General features: G+C 67.7%; 16 protein-coding genes and 1 other RNA gene. 7 read left to right on the forward strand and 10 right to left on the reverse strand.

Annotated features, from left to right (window positions below):
• Positions 1–12: 12 nt before the first annotated feature.
• Together ACSQ2F_RS15450 and ACSQ2F_RS15455 are read left to right on the forward strand one after the other, a co-directional pair.
• Positions 13–885: a c-type heme family protein gene (locus ACSQ2F_RS15450; RefSeq protein ID WP_436024337.1), complete on the forward strand. Its 873-nt coding sequence runs from the start codon at positions 13–15 to the stop codon at positions 883–885.
• Between the two features lie 26 nt (positions 886–911).
• Positions 912–2,342 (forward strand): serine/threonine-protein kinase, encoded by a 1,431-nt coding sequence (locus tag ACSQ2F_RS15455; RefSeq protein WP_436024339.1) that lies wholly within the window; start codon positions 912–914, stop codon positions 2,340–2,342.
• A 21-nt stretch (positions 2,343–2,363) separates the two neighbouring features.
• Here the strand turns inward: ACSQ2F_RS15455 and ACSQ2F_RS15460 are convergent, their stop codons facing one another.
• The gene (locus ACSQ2F_RS15460; RefSeq protein WP_436024341.1) at positions 2,364–2,900 is read right to left on the reverse strand and encodes an MgtC/SapB family protein; all 537 of its coding nucleotides are present in this window, start codon (positions 2,898–2,900) and stop codon (positions 2,364–2,366) included.
• Between the two features lie 325 nt (positions 2,901–3,225).
• On the opposite strand from ACSQ2F_RS15460, the gene ACSQ2F_RS15465 reads away from it, so the two are divergent.
• On the forward strand, positions 3,226–3,672 hold the full coding sequence (locus ACSQ2F_RS15465) for a cache domain-containing protein (RefSeq protein WP_436024343.1): 447 nt from the start codon (positions 3,226–3,228) through the stop codon (positions 3,670–3,672).
• Between the two features lie 69 nt (positions 3,673–3,741).
• A complete protein-coding gene (locus ACSQ2F_RS15470) occupies positions 3,742–4,863 on the forward strand; it encodes a hypothetical protein (RefSeq protein WP_436024345.1) in 1,122 nt (373 codons plus the stop codon).
• A gap of 24 nt (positions 4,864–4,887) precedes the next feature.
• Here ACSQ2F_RS15470 and ACSQ2F_RS15475 read toward each other — a convergent pair whose 3' ends face one another.
• The 3 genes from ACSQ2F_RS15475 to ACSQ2F_RS15485 all read right to left on the reverse strand — a co-directional run bounded on the left by ACSQ2F_RS15475 (position 4,888) and on the right by ACSQ2F_RS15485 (position 8,671).
• The gene (locus ACSQ2F_RS15475) at positions 4,888–6,090 is read right to left on the reverse strand and encodes an ammonium transporter (protein ID WP_436024347.1); all 1,203 of its coding nucleotides are present in this window, start codon (positions 6,088–6,090) and stop codon (positions 4,888–4,890) included.
• Between the two features lie 209 nt (positions 6,091–6,299).
• On the reverse strand, positions 6,300–7,346 hold the full coding sequence (locus ACSQ2F_RS15480) for a carbonic anhydrase (RefSeq protein WP_436024349.1): 1,047 nt from the start codon (positions 7,344–7,346) through the stop codon (positions 6,300–6,302).
• A 119-nt stretch (positions 7,347–7,465) separates the two neighbouring features.
• Entirely contained in the window at positions 7,466–8,671 is a 1,206-nt protein-coding gene (locus tag ACSQ2F_RS15485; RefSeq protein ID WP_436024351.1) for a multidrug effflux MFS transporter, read from the reverse strand.
• Between the two features lie 138 nt (positions 8,672–8,809).
• On the opposite strand from ACSQ2F_RS15485, the gene ACSQ2F_RS15490 reads away from it, so the two are divergent.
• Positions 8,810–9,946: a thiolase family protein gene (locus ACSQ2F_RS15490; RefSeq protein ID WP_436024353.1), complete on the forward strand. Its 1,137-nt coding sequence runs from the start codon at positions 8,810–8,812 to the stop codon at positions 9,944–9,946.
• A gap of 12 nt (positions 9,947–9,958) precedes the next feature.
• Here ACSQ2F_RS15490 and ACSQ2F_RS15495 read toward each other — a convergent pair whose 3' ends face one another.
• The 5 genes from ACSQ2F_RS15495 to pyrC form a co-directional block, all read right to left on the reverse strand.
• A complete protein-coding gene (locus ACSQ2F_RS15495) occupies positions 9,959–10,552 on the reverse strand; it encodes a TetR/AcrR family transcriptional regulator (protein WP_436024355.1) in 594 nt (197 codons plus the stop codon).
• A gap of 85 nt (positions 10,553–10,637) precedes the next feature.
• Positions 10,638–10,978, reverse strand: an RNA gene (gene rnpB / locus ACSQ2F_RS15500) — RNase P RNA component class A.
• Positions 10,979–10,987: 9 nt separating this feature from the next.
• Positions 10,988–11,752 (reverse strand): DUF3025 domain-containing protein, encoded by a 765-nt coding sequence (locus ACSQ2F_RS15505; RefSeq protein WP_436024357.1) that lies wholly within the window; start codon positions 11,750–11,752, stop codon positions 10,988–10,990.
• Between the two features lie 2 nt (positions 11,753–11,754).
• Positions 11,755–12,678 carry an NYN domain-containing protein gene (locus ACSQ2F_RS15510; RefSeq protein ID WP_436024359.1) on the reverse strand — a complete coding sequence of 308 codons (924 nt, stop codon included), beginning with the start codon at positions 12,676–12,678 and terminating at the stop codon, positions 11,755–11,757.
• Positions 12,675–13,772 (reverse strand): dihydroorotase, encoded by a 1,098-nt coding sequence (gene pyrC, locus ACSQ2F_RS15515; RefSeq protein ID WP_436024361.1) that lies wholly within the window; start codon positions 13,770–13,772, stop codon positions 12,675–12,677. The genes ACSQ2F_RS15510 and pyrC overlap by 4 nt, the downstream gene beginning before the upstream one ends.
• Positions 13,773–14,021: 249 nt before the next feature.
• Here pyrC and ACSQ2F_RS15520 point away from each other — a divergent pair, with 249 nt between their 5' ends.
• Positions 14,022–14,798: a DUF4394 domain-containing protein gene (locus tag ACSQ2F_RS15520; protein WP_436024363.1), complete on the forward strand. Its 777-nt coding sequence runs from the start codon at positions 14,022–14,024 to the stop codon at positions 14,796–14,798.
• Between the two features lie 194 nt (positions 14,799–14,992).
• Positions 14,993–15,202 carry a cold-shock protein gene (locus tag ACSQ2F_RS15525; protein ID WP_436024365.1) on the forward strand — a complete coding sequence of 70 codons (210 nt, stop codon included), beginning with the start codon at positions 14,993–14,995 and terminating at the stop codon, positions 15,200–15,202.
• Between the two features lie 193 nt (positions 15,203–15,395).
• Here the strand turns inward: ACSQ2F_RS15525 and ACSQ2F_RS15530 are convergent, their stop codons facing one another.
• Positions 15,396–16,130, reverse strand: coding sequence for an amino acid ABC transporter ATP-binding protein (locus ACSQ2F_RS15530; RefSeq protein WP_436024367.1), 735 nt, complete (start codon positions 16,128–16,130; stop codon positions 15,396–15,398).
• Positions 16,131–16,137: the final 7 nt, after the last annotated feature.

Consider the following 16,137-nt stretch of genomic DNA (forward strand, 5'->3'; position numbering starts at 1 on the left):
CCGCCGAACGCCATGAAGCTCCTCCTCAAGTTCAACCTCGTCTTCCTGATCGTCTTCGCGCTGGGCCTTGCGGCCTCCGGCACCATCGCGCGCAAGCTGCTGCAGGACGGCGCGCACGAAGAGGTGCTTGACCGCGCCCGGCTTCTGATGGAGAACGCCCTGGCCGTCAGTGCCTACACCGCGAACCAGGTCGCGCCTTTGCTCGAGACGCAGATGAAGTACACCTTCCTGCCGCAGTCGGTGCCGGCCTATTCGTCCACGGAGGTGCTCCACGCCCTGCGCAAGGCGCATCCGGAGTACGCGTACAAGGCCGCGATGCTCAACCCGACGAACCCGCGGGACCGGGCCCAGGACTGGGAGGAGGACGTGATCCTGCAGTTCAAGCAGGATCCGGAGCGGACCGAATTCATCGGACAACGTGACACGCCGGCCGGCCGCTCGCTCTACATTGCCCGCCCCATCAAGATCACCAACCCGAACTGCCTGCGCTGCCACAGCACCGTCGACGCCGCGCCGCCGCCGCTGGTGGAGAAATACGGCCCGGCCAACGGTTTCGGCTGGACCATGAACGAGCCGCTCGGCGCGCAAGTCGTGTCGGTGCCGATGTCGGTGCCTTTGCAACGCGCTGACCGGGCGTTCGGTGTCGTGATGGCGCTGCTGGCCGGCGTGTTCCTGCTGATCGGCGCCGCGCTGAACCTGATGCTGTGGCAACTGGTCATCCGGCCGGTGAGCCAGCTCTCGAAGCTGGCCGACCGGGTGAGCCTGGGCGAGCTCGACGCTCCGGAGTTCAAGGCCCGCTCCCGTGATGAAATTGGCGTCCTCTCCGAATCCTTCACCCGCATGCGCAAGAGTCTGGTGCACGCCATGAGAATGCTCGACTCCTGAACGACGGGGCCCGTGGGTCGATGGCGATGAAACATCCCGAAAGGCTTGGCAAGTACCCGATCACCGGCGTGCTCGGTGAGGGTGCCATGGGCATCGTCTACAAGGGCCACGACCCGGTCATCCAGCGGCCGGTCGCCATCAAGACCATTCGCAAACAGCTCGGCGTCGAGGATCCGTCGGGCACGTCGGCAGCGGCCCGCTTTCGCAACGAGGCGCAGGCCGTGGGCCGTCTGCTGCATCCGGGCATCGTTGCCATCTACGAGTACGGCGAGGATGAAGAGACCGCCTACATCGCGATGGAACTCGTGCAGGGCCGCACGCTGTCGCAGGTGCTCGAGGCGAACCCGCGCCTGCCCGAGGCCGACGTGTTGCGCATCATGGACCAGCTGCTGGCGGCACTCGAAGTGGCCCACCACCACGGCGTCTGGCACCGCGACATCAAGCCGGCCAACATCCTGATCACCGCCTCCGGGCAGCTCAAGATCACCGACTTCGGCATCGCACGGATCGAGTCGGTTGCACTCACGCAGGTCACCTCGACCATCGGCACGCCCGGCTACATGGCCCCGGAGCAGTACCGCGGCGACGAGGTCGATCACCGGGTGGACCTGTTCGCCGCGGGCGTGCTGCTGTACCGCATGCTGACCGGCGAGCAGCCGTTCCGCGGTTCGGTCGAGGCGGTGATGTACCAGATCCTGCACCGCGAGCCGACGCCCCCGAGCCAGCTGCCGGGCGCCATGCGGCCGGCGTCTTACGACGCGCTGGTGGCCCGGGCGCTGGCCAAGGACCGGGTGGCGCGCTTCGAGAATGCGGCCGAGTTCCGCGCCGCGCTGGAGCAGCGCACGCGCGCGATTCCGGCGGAAGAGGCCATGACGACCGTGATCGTCCGGCCGGGCGGCGCGCCCGAGGACCTGCCGGCGCCGTCGCCCGCCGATGTCGCCACGACGCCGGTTCCGGCGCTGCAATCGGCGACCGTCCCGCCCGGATGGGACGCACAGTCGCTGTCACGGGTCGAGCAGGCACTGGCCAGCTTCGTCGGTCCCGTGGCGAAGGTGCTGGTGCGACTCGCAGCACGGCAAGCCGGCGACCTGCCGGCGCTCACCTTGGCCCTGACCGATCACCTGCCCGACGAGCAGGACCGCGCCCGTTTTCTTGCCAAGGTCGCCGAAAGCGGCATCGCGCGCGGCACCGGGCCGGGCGCGAGCACTCGACCCACCACGCCACCGACCGCCCCGCCTTCGGGCGGCGCGACGGAGCCGCTCGCCCCCGAGGTGGTGTCCCACGGCCTCAAGGTGCTGACAAGCCACATCGGCCCGATCGCGGCCATCGTGGTCAAGAAGGCGTCCGCAGGTACGCCGTCCAAGGACCGCTTCTTCGACCTGTTGGCGCAGCATGCGACCGAGGGCGAGGAACGCGAGCGGCTGCTGAAGGCGCTGCGCTCGCTGCGGTCCGGCTGACCGCCGCGCGCGCGGCGGAGCTCAACGGCTGTCGCGCTCCTCGCCGTCGTCCTCGTCTTCTTGCTGCAGGGGCGAAGATCGCTCCAGGTTGGGCGCGAGGATGGGCAGCAGGAAGAGGATGAACAAGGCCATCACGGTGGCCATGATGGCCGTCACTTCGCGCCCAAGGCCGGCCGCCATGCCAATGGCCGCCGTGAACCAGATGCCGGCCGCCGTGGTCAGCCCCTTCACGTGCGAGACGCTGTCGCCCTTCCAGATCGTGCCGGCACCGAGGAAGCCGATGCCGGCCACCACGCCCTGGATCACCCGTGTCATCTCGGCCGGCTCGACGCCGCTCTGGAACGGGATGAGCACGAACAGGGCAGAGCCGGTCGCGACGAGCATGTGCGTGCGCACGCCGGCCGCCTTGCCTTTCTGGCCCCGCTCGTAACCGAGCAGTCCGCCGAGCAGCGCCGCCAGCAGCAGGCGCACCGACACGCGGGTGAAGTCGCTCAGGTCGGCGATGTCCGAGAACTCCACTGCAATCGTGTCGGCGACCACTTCCCAGCTCGATGCCATTGCTGCGCGCTCCTTCGTGCATTGACCTTCAATGATGCCCCAATCCGGGGAATGACCGCTCTCGTTGCATGACAACCCCTAGGGCGAGCAGTTTGGTGTCGCAGGGTTTCAAGTGTTTCTCACGGCAAGCAAAGCCGCCGCACAGGGGTTTTGAATCTAGTATTCAAGCCGACCTTCAACGGGCCGCCATCCGCGCCAAGCCCATGAATTGAAAGGCGAATTGCGTCTCGGCAAAATCGACGATCGCATTTGTCATCACGTGGTCCTGCGAATATCGCCAGCACGGCGGTACCCATTATCAGAAATCCGAGACGAGGAATATCCCATGAAAAACACCTGGATGGTCTGCGCCTTTGCCGCAACCGTGACCCTGAGCTCGCAGTCGGCCATTGCCGCGGCACAAGGCTCCGCCGCCGAAGCGAAATCCATGCTGCAGAAGGCCGTCGCCGCCATCAAGGCCGACAAGGCGCGTGCGCTCGGCCAGATGTCCCGCGGCGACGCTGGTTTCCGCGACCGAGACCTGTACCCCTTCTGTGGCGGCGCCGATGGCACCTTCACCGCTCATCCGACCCTCACGGGCAAGAGCATGAAGGACCTGAAGGGCGCAGACGGCGAGCCGGTCGGCACCCGGTTGTACGACTCCGCCAAGGAAGGCGAAATCACCGAAGTCGAATACGCCTGGCCCAAGCCGGGAGCCAAGGAGCCTTCGCCGAAGATCAGCTTCGTGACGAAGGTGGGCGACCAGGTCTGTGCGGTCGGCTACTACAAGTAAGGCGCTGGCTGCCCTTGCGCTCTGCGAGGGCAGCCCGTAACGGGCGCGAGCGCTGCACAATCGCGCCCCATGGCTGTCCAGTACCTCACCGAATCCGCCCGCCGGCAATCGCAGCTCGACCTGGTGGCCCGTGGTCATGAAGTGGAGGTCGGCACTCCAGACGCATGTCCCCTGCCCCTGGCCGATCTGCTGCAGCTGCATGCAGGTCATCCGGCCGTGGTCTCCGTGCATGACAGCGGCCTCACGGCCGTCGTCTACTGCGTTCGCGCGAAAGGGCACGACTGGGCGGTGAAGCGCGCACGCCCCCGCTGCCTGGTGAACAACGTCGATGGACAGACCTCGTTCCTCAACGAAGTGCAACGCCGGGCCGAGCTGACCGCGCTTCGCCATGCGCCCGGCGGCGGGGAGCGTTTCGCCGGCGTGATCGACACCGTCTATGCATCGGTGCGCCGAGGCATCATCGTGTCACCCTGGATCGAGGGAGAGCCTGTCCTTCAATGGGACGAACGCCGCCTCGAACAGGTGTTCGACACCGGGCGCGAACTGGTGCGCGCCGGCTTCTTCGAGTGGGACTTCTGCCCTGGCAACGTGATGGACGACGGCCGCCGCGTTCACCTGTTCGACTTCGGCTACATGTACCGCTTCGATCCGCTGCGCCACTTCAACAGCGCGGGCGACGGCCTGGCCGCACCGCAGTGCCACCTTGCAGAGCGCATCGAGACCCGACATGCCTTCGCCGCCTTCCTCGAGCTGGAGGCCAGCCGGGGCGTCGAAGCCGCACTCGAGGCCTTCCGGATGGAAAAGCGCATCGCCCTTCGCACCTACCGCAGGCTGGCGGCCGAACTTCGCGACGACGGCGCGAGCGATGCGGTCTGCCGGTGGCTGGGCGGCATCGCCGACAAGTGGGACCATGCCCTTGCGGGCGACTTGAACGCCCTCTACCTCGAAGAGGGATGGCGCTCCCACGTCATCGACCTGGAGGACGACCTGAACGGCCAGACCTGCACGCCTGCCACCCTTCGGCGCACCGATTGGCTCCTGTCCGCCCTCGATACCTCGCACATGGCGTTGGTGAAGGCCGGCGCCCTGTTCGGCAGTGACCAAGGCCTCAGCGCCACCGAGCTTCGCTCGGTCTATGAGGCCAAGCGCCGGGCCGCGCAGGGTTTCCAGACGACGGCGAAGGCGGCGTGACGCGCCGTCACGCCATGGTCGGCCTCACCAGTTGGCTTCCCGCTCCGGCGTGGCCGTGATGCGGTGCACCGTGAGGTCGGCGCCCTCGAACTCCTCTTCCTGCGTCAGGCGCAGGCCCATGGTCACCTTGAGCAAGCCGTAGACGATGAAGCCGCCCGCCAGCGCCCAGGCAACACCAAGGGCCGTGCCCACGAGTTGCGCCCCGAAACTCACACCGCCTCGGCCTCCGAGCGCCGTTGCACCGAAGATGCCGGCGGCGATGCCGCCCCAGGCGCCGCACAGCCCATGCAGCGGCCACACGCCGAGCACGTCGTCGATCTTCCACTTGTTCTGGGTCCAGGTGAACATCAGGACGAACACCGCGCCGGCGACGGCGCCCGTACCGAGGGCGCCCACCGGGTGCATCACGTCCGACCCGGCGCAGACGGCCACCAGTCCGGCCAACGGCCCGTTGTAGGCGAAGCCCGGGTCGTTCCGGCCAAGCAGCACGGCCACCAGCGTCCCGCCCACCATGGCCATCAGCGAGTTGACAGCCACCAGGCCGGAGATCTTCTCCACCGTCTGAGCGCTCATCACGTTGAAACCGAACCAGCCGACGGCCAGCACCCAGGCGCCCAGCGCGAGAAAGGGAATGCTGGACGGCGGATGCGCCGAGATGGCGCCATCCTTGCGATACCGGTTGCTGCGTGCGCCCAGCAGCAGCACGGCCGGCAGCGCGAGCCAGCCACCCACCGCGTGCACGACGACGGAACCGGCAAAGTCGTGGAACTCGGCACCCGTCGTCGACTTGAGCCAGGCCTGCAGACCCAGGTTGCCGTTCCAGACAAGCCCTTCGAAGAACGGGTAGACGAGCCCGACGATCACCGCCGTGGCCACCAACTGCGGATGAAAGCGCGCCCGCTCGGCGATCCCGCCGGAGATGATGGCCGGGATGGCGGCCGCGAAAGTGGCCAGGAAGAAGAACTTCACCAGGTCGTAGCCATTGCGCTGGGCGAGCGTCTCGGCATCGCTGAAGAAGTGCACGCCATAGGCCACCGCATAGCCGACGAGGAAGTAGGCCAGGGTCGAGACGGCGAAGTCGACCAGGATCTTCACCAGCGCATTGACCTGATTCTTCTTGCGAACGGTGCCCAGTTCGAGAAAGGCGAAGCCCGCATGCATCGCCAGCACCATGATGGCGCCGAGCAGGATGAAGAGTGCGTCGGTGCCTTGTTTGAGTTGCTCCATCGTGGGTTCCTGAGGGGTCGAGAACGGCCCTTCCACCCTCGCGCATGCACTCGAATGGTGATCCTGGCCGGATTGGCACCGGCAGGAAGCAGCTTCTGTGCCGCTTTGGGGCGCTGCTGGCGACCTCTGGCCGCACGCTTCTAGCGCACGGTCTGCGATCGAGCGCACCAAACATGAGCGCGCCGCGAACACCGCAGCACGTCAGCGACTCACTGCGGCCCCTTGATGAGGCGTCCGCCGAGTGGCTGGACCGGGCGCGCGTTCATCGGATAGAGCCGGGCGAAGATGCCGAGCTGCTCGGCGGAGACGGCCACCGGGCTTTTCATCACCATCCACAGCACGCCCTCGCGGCAGGGCGGCGTGGTCATGGAACCCATGTACGTGAAGTACCGGCGATCGGACGGCAGCAGCGCCGAGAAGTCCAGCGTGCCGCGGGCCGGCACTTCCTCGCCTTTCTCCAGCGGGAGGTTGTTCCACACCGACTGGATGACGGGCTGGTCCGCACCGCGGTCCAGCAGAACGGCGACCACGGCGGTTCGACCTTCGGCGTCACGGTGGACCAGATGAGCACCCATGTCGAACTGGCGTCCGTTGATGCGCTCCTCCGCCGGGCGGCGGAACTCGACGTGCTCGAGCACATAGCGCCGTCCCATGACCTCGATGGTGCTGCCGGCCGACACGTTGACCCTGACGGTGCGGCCCGTGTCGAGCACTCCGAAACCGGTGGCCTTGTAGTCGAATCCGATCGGGTCGAGCACCACGCCGATGCCGTCGCGGATGTCGATGGGACTCTGCCGCTGGCCCGCGGCGCACATGGCGTAGTCCGGTCGCAGCCGCGCCCAATGGTCAGGCCCGGTGGCCCCGTCGTAGGACCAGCCCGGACCCGATGTCATCGGCCGTTCGGAGCGCCCGTTGCGCACAGAGGATGCCCCGCGCGATGCCGACGCTTCGGACGCGCGCGCCGGCACCCTCACCTTCACGACGCCGGTGAGTTCGTCGTTCTGGACCTGCGAACCGAGCTTTTCCGCGAGCCGCTCCCGCAACCGCTCCATCGCCTCGGGGGAATCGTCGATCGCGCGGGGGCGCGACAGGACGCCAGGGGTGGACTCGCGCCCGGGCTGGGGGTCTTTCAATGAGGCAGGTTTGCCGGGCGAGGTCTTCAACGCGGGCACGTCCGCGGCGAGGGCCACGGCAGCGCTGCACAGCAGGCTGCCCGAGATCAACAGGGCCGCCAGGGGGCGCATCGGTAAGGGCATCGGGTTCTCCAGTGGGCAGCCAGTTGGATACCCGGCTCCCGCCCCGATATCGGCTGGTCCGGCATGCCGCTTGAGCCGCTGGCCGGGTTGTACCCGAACGTGCTCCGGTGAAACGAGACCTAAGTCACCTTGCGCTTGACCCACAGCCACGACACCGCCCCGATGCCCAGCATCGACAGCGAGGTGGCTGCCAGTCCGACCGTCGAGTGCATCACCAACGGCGCAATCACCCCGGCCACGATGCCGTTGGCCGTGCTGCCGATGAACGCCTGCAGGGAAGACGCCATGCCGCGCCGCTCCGGGACCAGGTCCAGCACGAGCAGCGTCACCACGGGCACCATCATGGCCCAGCCAAAGGAGAAGATCGCCACCGGGAACATCGCCCACCACGCCGCCGGTTCGAAGGTCAGGTTCAGCAGCAGGTTGATCACCGAGACGACGAACATGATGACGAAGCCGTAGCGGATCTGATGCTTCGGCTTCATCACGCCCGCCCGGCGACCGGAAATCCAGGCCCCGGCCATGATGCCGGAGATGGAAAGCGTGAAGAACCAGAAGAACTGGCCAGGACCGAGGCCCAGGTGCTCGCCCAGGAAGACCGGCGCTGACAGGACGTACAGGAACATGCCATTGAACGGCACGCCGCTCGCGAGGGCCAATGCCAGGAACCGCGGGTCGGACCCGAGCTGCCAGTAGCCCTTGAGCAGGTGCCTGACGTTGAAGGGCTGTCGCTGGTCGACATGCAGCGTTTCTGGCAACAGCCGGAAGTTGGCGATCCAGAGCAAGGCCCCCACGCCGGTGAGGAACCAGAAGATGGCATGCCAGTTGGCATGCACGAAGAGGAAACCACCCACCATGGGCGCCACCGCCGGCGCCACGCCGAAGTAGATGGTCACCTGCGCCATGACCCGTTGCGCGTCGGCGGGCGGGAACATGTCGCGGATCACGGCGCGCGAGACGACGATGCCTGCCCCGGCGGAGATGCCTTGCACGGCGCGCCAGAACACCAGCGCGCCGATGCTGTCGGCCAGCGCGCAGCCCGCCGATGCCACGGTGAACAAGGCCACCCCCCAGAGCACGACCGGGCGTCGACCGAAGCTGTCGGAGAGCGCCCCGTGAAACAGGTTCATCACCGCGAACCCGAACAGGTAGGCCGACAAGGTCTGCTGCATCTGGACGGGCGTGGCCCCGACCGAGTCCGCGATGCCCTTGAAGGCCGGGAGGTAGGTGTCGATCGAGAAGGGGCCGAGCATGCCCAGGCATGCAAGGAGGACGGCGAGGGCCCAACGCGGGGCGCGCCAGAGGGAGTCGGCATCGGGATTCATAGGCTCGACGCAGTTTAGCGGGACGCGGCCCGGGCAGCAGCCCCGGCCCGACCGGACCCCACGGACGAGACGGGTTGTTCAGCCGGCCGGATGGCTTGATATGATGCCCATCATTCCATCGACTCAAAGGAGACCGCCATGCCCCATGCCGTGATTGCAGGCTACGCCCGCACGCCGTTCCATTTCGCCCGCAAGGGCGCCCTCGTCGGCGTGCGCCCTGACGATCTGGCCGCCGCTGCCGTGCGTGGCCTCATCGAGCGCACCGGCGTGGTGGCCACGGACATCGAGGACCTTCTCCTGGGCTGCGCCTACCCCGAGTTCGAGCAAGGCGGCAACATGGCCCGCGGCGTGGTGTTCCTGGCCGGACTGCCGGAGGCGGTCGCCGGCGCGACCGTCAACCGCTTCTGCGGGTCGTCCATGACGGCCATCCACATCGCCGCAGGCCAGATCGCGATGGGGGCCGGCGAGGTGTTCGTGTGCGCCGGGGTCGAGTCCATGACACGGGTGCCCCAGGCGGAAACACGCGCGTCACCCAACCCGCGGCTCCAGGCCGACTGGCCGCAGGTCTATTGCACCATGGGGGAAACAGCGGAGAACGTGGCGGCGCGCTTCGCCGTCAGCCGCGTGGACCAGGAACGACTCGCTGTCGAGTCGCACCAGAAGGCGGCCAGCGCCCAGGCGGCAGGTCGCTTGTCGGACGAGATCGTACCGGTGCACACCCTGGACGGATGGGTTGAACGGGACGGCTGTGTCCGGCCCGCCACCAGCCTGGAAGGCCTGGCCGGGCTGAAGCCGGCCTTCCGTCCGGACGGGGTCGTGACCGCGGGTACGTCGTCCCCGCTCACGGACGGCGCCGCGGCCGCCCTGGTCTGTTCGGAGGACTACGCCCGCCGCCACGGGCTGAAGATCATGGCGCGCATCCGGGCCACGGCCGTAGCGGGCTGCCCGCCGGACATCATGGGCATGGGTCCGGTGCCGGCGACGCGCAAGGTGCTGGCGCGCGCCGGACTCACCGTCGACGACCTCGCCGTGGTCGAGATCAACGAGGCCTTCGGGAGCCAGGCCGTGGCCTGCCTGCGCGAACTGGGCATCGACCGGCGACGGGTCAACCTCGATGGCGGCGGCATCGCCATCGGTCATCCGCTGGGCGCCACCGGCGCCCGGATCACCGCCAAGGCGGCCCAACTGCTGTCGCGCGGCGGCGGACGCTACGCGTTGGCGACCCAGTGCATCGGCGGCGGTCAGGGCATCGCCACCCTGCTCGAAGCGGCCTGAGTCAGCGCCGGCTCACTGCACAGGACCGAGGTGCAGACGGCGCTTGAGCGAATCCCGGGAGGCTCCCAGGATCGCCGCCGATGGCGCTGCGTCGGCGATGGACCGTGCCAACACCACCGCGCCCACCATCTCCGACAGCACCGAGACCGCCAGCGCACCGGCGTCCGGCTCGCCCGCATCGGCCAGCACGGCCGCGATGCGGCTGGTGAGCGCGGCCGCGCCGCGTTCGAAGGCTTCCCGCGCGGGCGCGCCGAGCCGCGGCAGGTCGGCGGCCATGGCCGGAAGCGGGCATCCGACGTCGCGGCGGTCGCGGTGCAGTTCGGACAGGTACATGTCGATGTAGGCCGCGATGCCCTCGGCCGGCGTACGGTCCTTCAGCACGCGCTCGACGTTGGCAAGCGCTTCCGAGAACATCTGGCCGATGGCGGCCACGAGCAGTTCGTCCTTCGAGGCGAAGTGGGCGTAAAAGCCGCCGTGGGTGAGCCCGGCACGCGCCATGATCCCGGCGACGGCCACGCGGTCGGGGCCGTCCATCCGGATCGCCGAAGCCGCTTCCTTGAGCACGCGTTCGCGGGTCTTCTGCTTGTGTTCGGCGGTGTAGCGCATGACGCGTGTCCAGTTGGCGGATTGGGATGATGACTGTCATCCTACCCCGAACGGGCACGCGCAGGGCGTTGTGCCCGACGTGAAAGTGTGAAGCGAGCCGATAGGCCGGATTCTGTGCGCCGGCGCCCTTTCAGGCGCCGGCGTGACCGCCATTCCTCTGGGCCGTGCATCACTGCACGGCTCGATGCCACCTACCCGCCAGCTCCGCGGAGCCACATCATCGCTGGCCTATTTGGTGTTGCTGCGCGTAGAGATTGCCCGTTTCACCCGGCCACCGCGCTTGCGCTCGCTGGCCGACTCGTCTCTGTTGCTCTGATCCTCACCTCGCGGTGGACAGCCGTTAGCTGCTACGCCGCCCTGTGCAGTCCGGACCTTCCTCCAGTGCGCCCTTTCGAGCCTTGCACCAGCGGCGGTCTGGCCCGCTTCACCGCATGATTATCGGCGCAACGGGCGAAACACCGAGGTGTCGTCGTAAAAAGAGGCGGAATCGTTGCCAGGCCACCAGCCCGGCACGCCGGCCAGCGGTAGCGGCAAGTGCGCCCGACTCGCCAGGTACTCCGGCGTGAGGGCCCTCACCAGGGCCTGTTCGGGATCATCCCCCTCCGGCAGCAGCCACACGTGGGCCGTGATGGACTTGTGCGGTGAGAGCATCAGCTTTTCCATCAAGGCGTGGCCGACCAGCACGAGACGGGCTTCGTTCCATGCCGGGCGCAGGTCCACGAACAGCCGTCGCCATGCACGAGCCTGCAAGGCCTCGGTCAGACAAGCCGGTGCCTGAAGGAAGGCGCCGTTCTCATCCAGCAGGGTCAAGGCGTCCCGGACGGCACCGCGTCGTGGCCCGATGCCATGGCGGCTGATCTCCTCCGCCTGGCGCTCGTTGAGGTGCCGCTTCAGTTCGGGAAATCGGCACCAGACCATGCCGTTGAGGAGGTCGTGCGGGTGTTCCCGGCTAGGCACGCACGCCGTTCGGGCAATGAAGGCCTCGTAGGCTTCTCCTTCGGGCAGCGTCGCCTGCGGCACGAAGGTGAGCGGCCCGGCAGACAGGCCCACCCCCGGCTCGAGGGCTCGGTTGAGCAGGTCTGCCACGGTGTCGGCTGGCCGGCGCAAGACCGCCAGACGCCGGCCGGTGGCCGCCCACGCGGCGAACCAGGGCGGCGCCGCCGCCTCGTTCGCCAGGAAGGCGAACGCCTCCTCGAGCACGTTCAGCCCTTGGGGAGGCCGAGGTACTCGACCTTGTTCGGCTGCTGCTCGGGGGTCAGCAGAAACCAGTCCGGGTACTTGCGGAACAGCCGTGTCGCGGGCGCTCGGCTTCCCAGCAACTGCTCGGAGCGAAGGCGCTCGGTGGCGATGCCGAGGTCCATCTTGTGGCCTCGCACGAGTTCAGGGAGCACAGCCAGGAGGGTGCGCAGGTCGTCCGGCATGGGCGGCCGCGGGGCAGGTGCCGGTGCTGGCGCGGGCGTCGCAGCGTGCGCCGGCGCGACGGCCGCGGCCGTGGCCTTGGTGCGACGCGTACGCGCGGGCTTTGCGGGCGTCGCCGCCACCGGTTCGGGCGCGGCCACCGGGAAAGGGACCGGCGCCGGTGCTGGAACCGGGACAGGTGCGGGCGCCGGCATCACAGGCGCTTCGCTGGACCGGCTTCGCGCCCCACCGCGGGTCGACGTGGTGCGCTTGCGGGCGGTCGCCGGAGCCGCCGCCCTGGCCTTGCGGTGCTCGATGTCGACGAACCCGTCGTACACCCCCTTGGATTCGTCGCCCGTCTTGCCGAGCTGGCCGATGCCCTCGACCCGGCAGCCCTTCTCGCGCAGCCGGATGACCAGCGGGGCGAAGTCGGAGTCGGACGACACGATGACCACCACGTCGGGCCGCTCGGCAACCACCAGGTCCATCGCATCGACGGCCAGCGAGATGTCGGTCGAGTTCTTGCCGGTGGACAGGTTGACGATCGGGCGGATCGACAGCGACTTGAAGAGCTTCTGATTGTTGAGGGCCGACTCCGGCGTGCAATAGGCGCGGCGCACGTGGATGGCACCCCGGTCGGCCATCACCTTCTCGACCGCCTGCTCCATGACGTCCGGGGAAACGTTGTCGGCGTCGATGAGGAGCATCACGCGGGTTTGCGAGTTCATGCGACGACCTTCCAGGTGAGCGTTTCGCCGGCACGCAACGGCTTGAGTTCGGTGTCGCCGAACGGAAGGGATTCCGGCAGCGTCCAGGGTTGCTTGCTGAGCGTGATCGTTCCCTGGTTGCGCGGCAGGCCATAGAAGGCCGGGCCATGGAAGCTTGCAAAGGCTTCCAGCCGATCCATGCGGCCGACCGCATCGAAGGCCTCGGCATACAGCTCGAGGGCCGACAGCGCGGTGTAGCAGCCGGCGCATCCGCTCGCGTGCTCCTTCAGGTGCGTCGCGTGCGGCGCACTGTCGGTTCCCAGGAAGAAGCGGTCGCTGCCGGAGGTGGCCGCGGCCACCAGGGCACGGCGGTGCTCCTCACGCTTGAGCACCGGCAGGCAGTAATAGTGCGGGCGAATGCCGCCGGTGAAGATGGCGTTGCGGTTGTACAGCAGGTGGTGCGCGGTGATGGTGGCCGCGGTGAAGGCGTCGGCCTGGTTCACGTACTCGGCGGCTTCCCGGGTGGTGATGTGCTCGAAGACGATCTTCAGTTCAGGGAAGTCGCGGCGCAGCGGAATGAGCTTGGTGTCGATGAACACCTTCTCGCGGTCGAACAGGTCGATCTCGCTGTCGGTCACTTCACCATGCACCAGCAGCGGAAGGCCGGCCCGCTGCATGGCTTCGAGAGTCGGGTAGGTCTTGTGCAAGGAGGTCACCCCGGCATCGCTGTTCGTCGTGGCGCCGGCCGGGTAGAGCTTCACGGCCACGACACCGGCTGCCTTGGCCCGCACGATCTCTTCGGGAGGCAGCACGTCGGTGAGGTAGAGCGTCATCAGGGGCTCGAAGGACACGCCAGGCGGCACGGCGGCCAGGATGCGGTCCCGATAGGCCAGTGCCTGCGCCGCCGTCGTCACCGGCGGCCGCAGGTTGGGCATGATGATGGCGCGGGCAAACTGCCGTGCGGTGTCAGGAACCACGGACGCCATGGCAGCGCCGTCACGCACATGCAGGTGCCAGTCGTCGGGACGGGTGATGGTCAGGGTGGTCAGCGCCCCCGCGGGGGCTGCTGCGGAGGGGGCGGCACCCTGAGTGGCCGCATGGATGCTGGAGCTCATGCCGCGATTGTCTCATCGCGCCCCAGGGCTGACAGGGTCGCCCGGTCGCCATCGGCTCGGTTTTGCGCTACGGTGAGCGTCTCCATGGCCCGTCGAAAGCCCTCCATGCGCCGCCTGCCCTCGCCTGCTCCCTGCACCGCCGGTTCGCCAGCCGGCTCGCTTGCCCTCCCGCTTGCCCTCCCGCTCATCCTCGCGATCTCCGCCTGTGCGTCGCCCCTTGTGGAGGGACCGCCTCGAAAGGAAACCGTCATGGCGGTGACGTCGACCCACCAGCTGATCCGCTTCAATGCCGGACAGCCCGGTCGGCTGCTGTCGAAGGTGGCGCTCAAGGGCCTGCAGCCCGGCGAGTCGGTACTGGGCATCGACTACCGGGTGGCCAAGGGCGAGCTGTACGCGGTCAGCAGCAGCAACCGGCTCTTCCGCGTGAACCCCACGACAGGCGTGATGGACCGCGTCGGGCAGCCCTTCGCCGTGCCCCTGACGGGCACCCACTTCGGCGTGGATTTCAATCCCACCGTCGACCGGCTGCGCATCGTCAGCGACAGCGGCCAGAACCTGCGCGTGCACCCCGACACCGGTGCGGTGGTGGACGGCAATCCCGACATGGCCGGCGTGCAGCCGGACGCTCCGCTGGCGTACGTCTCCACGGATGGCAGCGATGCGGAACGGCCGGCCGTGGTGGCCGCCGCGTACACGTACCACAAGACCGACGACAAACTGACGACCAACTTCGCGCTTGACGCCGCCTCCGGCACGCTGGCCGTCCAGGGAAGCCGCGAAGGAATGGCACCAGTCGTGTCACCCAACACAGGCCGCCTGACCCGCGTCGGGACCCTGGGCGCCGGTCCCTTCGACCGCGCGGCCTTCGACATCGCCGATGTCAGCGGCGCAGCGTTCGCCAGCCTGAGCGGTGGCGATGGAACCGGTTCGCGCTGGGTGCAGATCGACCTCGCCACGGGCCAGGCTCGCCTCATCGGCACCGTGGCCGGCGGCGAAGTCATCACCGGGATCGCCATCGAACCCTGAGCCGACTCACGCACCTCGCATTCCCGTGTTGCGAACCGCTCCTGTTCGTGTATGCTCCCGCGCACAGTTGTACGCAAGACAGTTGTTCGATGTGATCTGCCAGCCTGTGCCGGAAGTCCGTGACCCGTTCTTGAGTGTTGCTGCACGCCGGAGCGTGTGCTCCGACGGTTCTTTTTTCCACCAATTGGATTTCCATGACGACTCAAACCGGTACCGTGAAATGGTTCAACGACGCCAAGGGCTACGGCTTCATTGCCCAGGACGCAGGCGGCGCTGACCTCTTCGCTCACTTTCGCGACATCGTCGGCACGGGCTTCAAGACCCTGACCGAAAACCAGAAGGTCGAGTTCGAAGTCAAGCAAGGCGAAAAAGGCCTGCAAGCTGCGAACATCCGCCCGCTGTAATCGCGCGCATGTGACATCAAACGCGGCCCTTCGGGGCCGCGTTCGTTTTTGGGGCGCTCATCTTCCAACACGGTGCGCCGTCAAGCGGGCGCCTCGGTCCGAGGAACCGACGGTCCGTCAGGCTGCCCCTCGTTCCGGGGCACAAAGCAAACGGCCCGCCGAAGCGGGCCGTCGTCCTGCGAGGTCGTGCGGCTCAGTGCTGCAGGATCTTCGAGAGGAAGTCACGGGCACGCGGTGAACGGGCTTCGGTGTTGCCGAAGAATTCGTCACGCGTGCAGTCCTCGACGATCTTGCCGGCGTCCATGAAGATGACCCGGTGGCTGACCTTGCGGGCAAAGCCCATCTCGTGGGTCACGACCATCATGGTCATGCCTTCGCCAGCCAGGGTGACCATCACGTCGAGCACCTCGCCCACCATCTCGGGGTCAAGCGCCGAGGTGGGCTCGTCGAACAGCATCACGATCGGGTCCATGCTCAGCGCACGGGCGATGGCCACGCGCTGCTGCTGGCCACCCGACAACTGACCCGGGAACTTGTCCTTGTGGGCCATCAGGCCCACGCGGTCGAGCATCTTCAGGCCGCGCGCCTGAGCGTCGGTGGGATTGCGGCCCAGCACCTTGATCTGCGCCAGCGTCAGGTTCTCGGTGACGCTGAGGTGGGGGAACAGCTCGAAGTGCTGGAACACCATGCCCACGCGGCTGCGCAGCTTGGGCAGGTTCGTCTTCGGATCGGCCAGCGAGATGCCGTCGACGACGATGTCACCCTTCTGGAAGGGCTCGAGCGCATTCACGGTCTTGATGAGCGTGGACTTGCCGGAGCCGGACGGGCCGCAGACCACCACCACCTCGCTCTTGTTGATCTTCGTGCTGCAGTCGGTCAGCACCTGGAAGCTGCCGTACCACTTGGAGACGTTCTGGATGTCAATCATGGCGAGA

This window comes from Rhizobacter sp. LjRoot28, from assembly GCF_964253025.1.
Taxonomy (GTDB): Bacteria; Pseudomonadota; Gammaproteobacteria; order Burkholderiales; family Burkholderiaceae_C; genus Rhizobacter.

Excerpts from the sequence above, each read along its gene's own strand:
- ACSQ2F_RS15520 (WP_436024363.1), top strand. The coding sequence starts at position 14,022 with ATGGCGGTGACGTCGACCCACCAGCTGATCCGCTTCAATGCCGGACAG.
- ACSQ2F_RS15465 (WP_436024343.1), top strand. The coding sequence starts at position 3,226 with ATGAAAAACACCTGGATGGTCTGCGCCTTTGCCGCAACCGTGACCCTG.
- ACSQ2F_RS15510 (WP_436024359.1), bottom strand. The coding sequence starts at position 12,678 with ATGAACTCGCAAACCCGCGTGATGCTCCTCATCGACGCCGACAACGTT.
- ACSQ2F_RS15480 (WP_436024349.1), bottom strand. The coding sequence starts at position 7,346 with ATGCCCTTACCGATGCGCCCCCTGGCGGCCCTGTTGATCTCGGGCAGC.
- ACSQ2F_RS15485 (WP_436024351.1), bottom strand. The coding sequence starts at position 8,671 with ATGAATCCCGATGCCGACTCCCTCTGGCGCGCCCCGCGTTGGGCCCTC.
- ACSQ2F_RS15495 (WP_436024355.1), bottom strand. The coding sequence starts at position 10,552 with ATGCGCTACACCGCCGAACACAAGCAGAAGACCCGCGAACGCGTGCTC.
- ACSQ2F_RS15475 (WP_436024347.1), bottom strand. The coding sequence starts at position 6,090 with ATGGAGCAACTCAAACAAGGCACCGACGCACTCTTCATCCTGCTCGGC.
- ACSQ2F_RS15450 (WP_436024337.1), top strand. The coding sequence starts at position 13 with ATGAAGCTCCTCCTCAAGTTCAACCTCGTCTTCCTGATCGTCTTCGCG.
- ACSQ2F_RS15455 (WP_436024339.1), top strand. The coding sequence starts at position 912 with ATGAAACATCCCGAAAGGCTTGGCAAGTACCCGATCACCGGCGTGCTC.
- pyrC (WP_436024361.1), bottom strand. The coding sequence starts at position 13,772 with ATGAGCTCCAGCATCCATGCGGCCACTCAGGGTGCCGCCCCCTCCGCA.
- ACSQ2F_RS15460 (WP_436024341.1), bottom strand. The coding sequence starts at position 2,900 with ATGGCATCGAGCTGGGAAGTGGTCGCCGACACGATTGCAGTGGAGTTC.
- ACSQ2F_RS15525 (WP_436024365.1), top strand. The coding sequence starts at position 14,993 with ATGACGACTCAAACCGGTACCGTGAAATGGTTCAACGACGCCAAGGGC.
- ACSQ2F_RS15490 (WP_436024353.1), top strand. The coding sequence starts at position 8,810 with ATGCCCCATGCCGTGATTGCAGGCTACGCCCGCACGCCGTTCCATTTC.
- ACSQ2F_RS15470 (WP_436024345.1), top strand. The coding sequence starts at position 3,742 with ATGGCTGTCCAGTACCTCACCGAATCCGCCCGCCGGCAATCGCAGCTC.
- ACSQ2F_RS15530 (WP_436024367.1), bottom strand. The coding sequence starts at position 16,130 with ATGATTGACATCCAGAACGTCTCCAAGTGGTACGGCAGCTTCCAGGTG.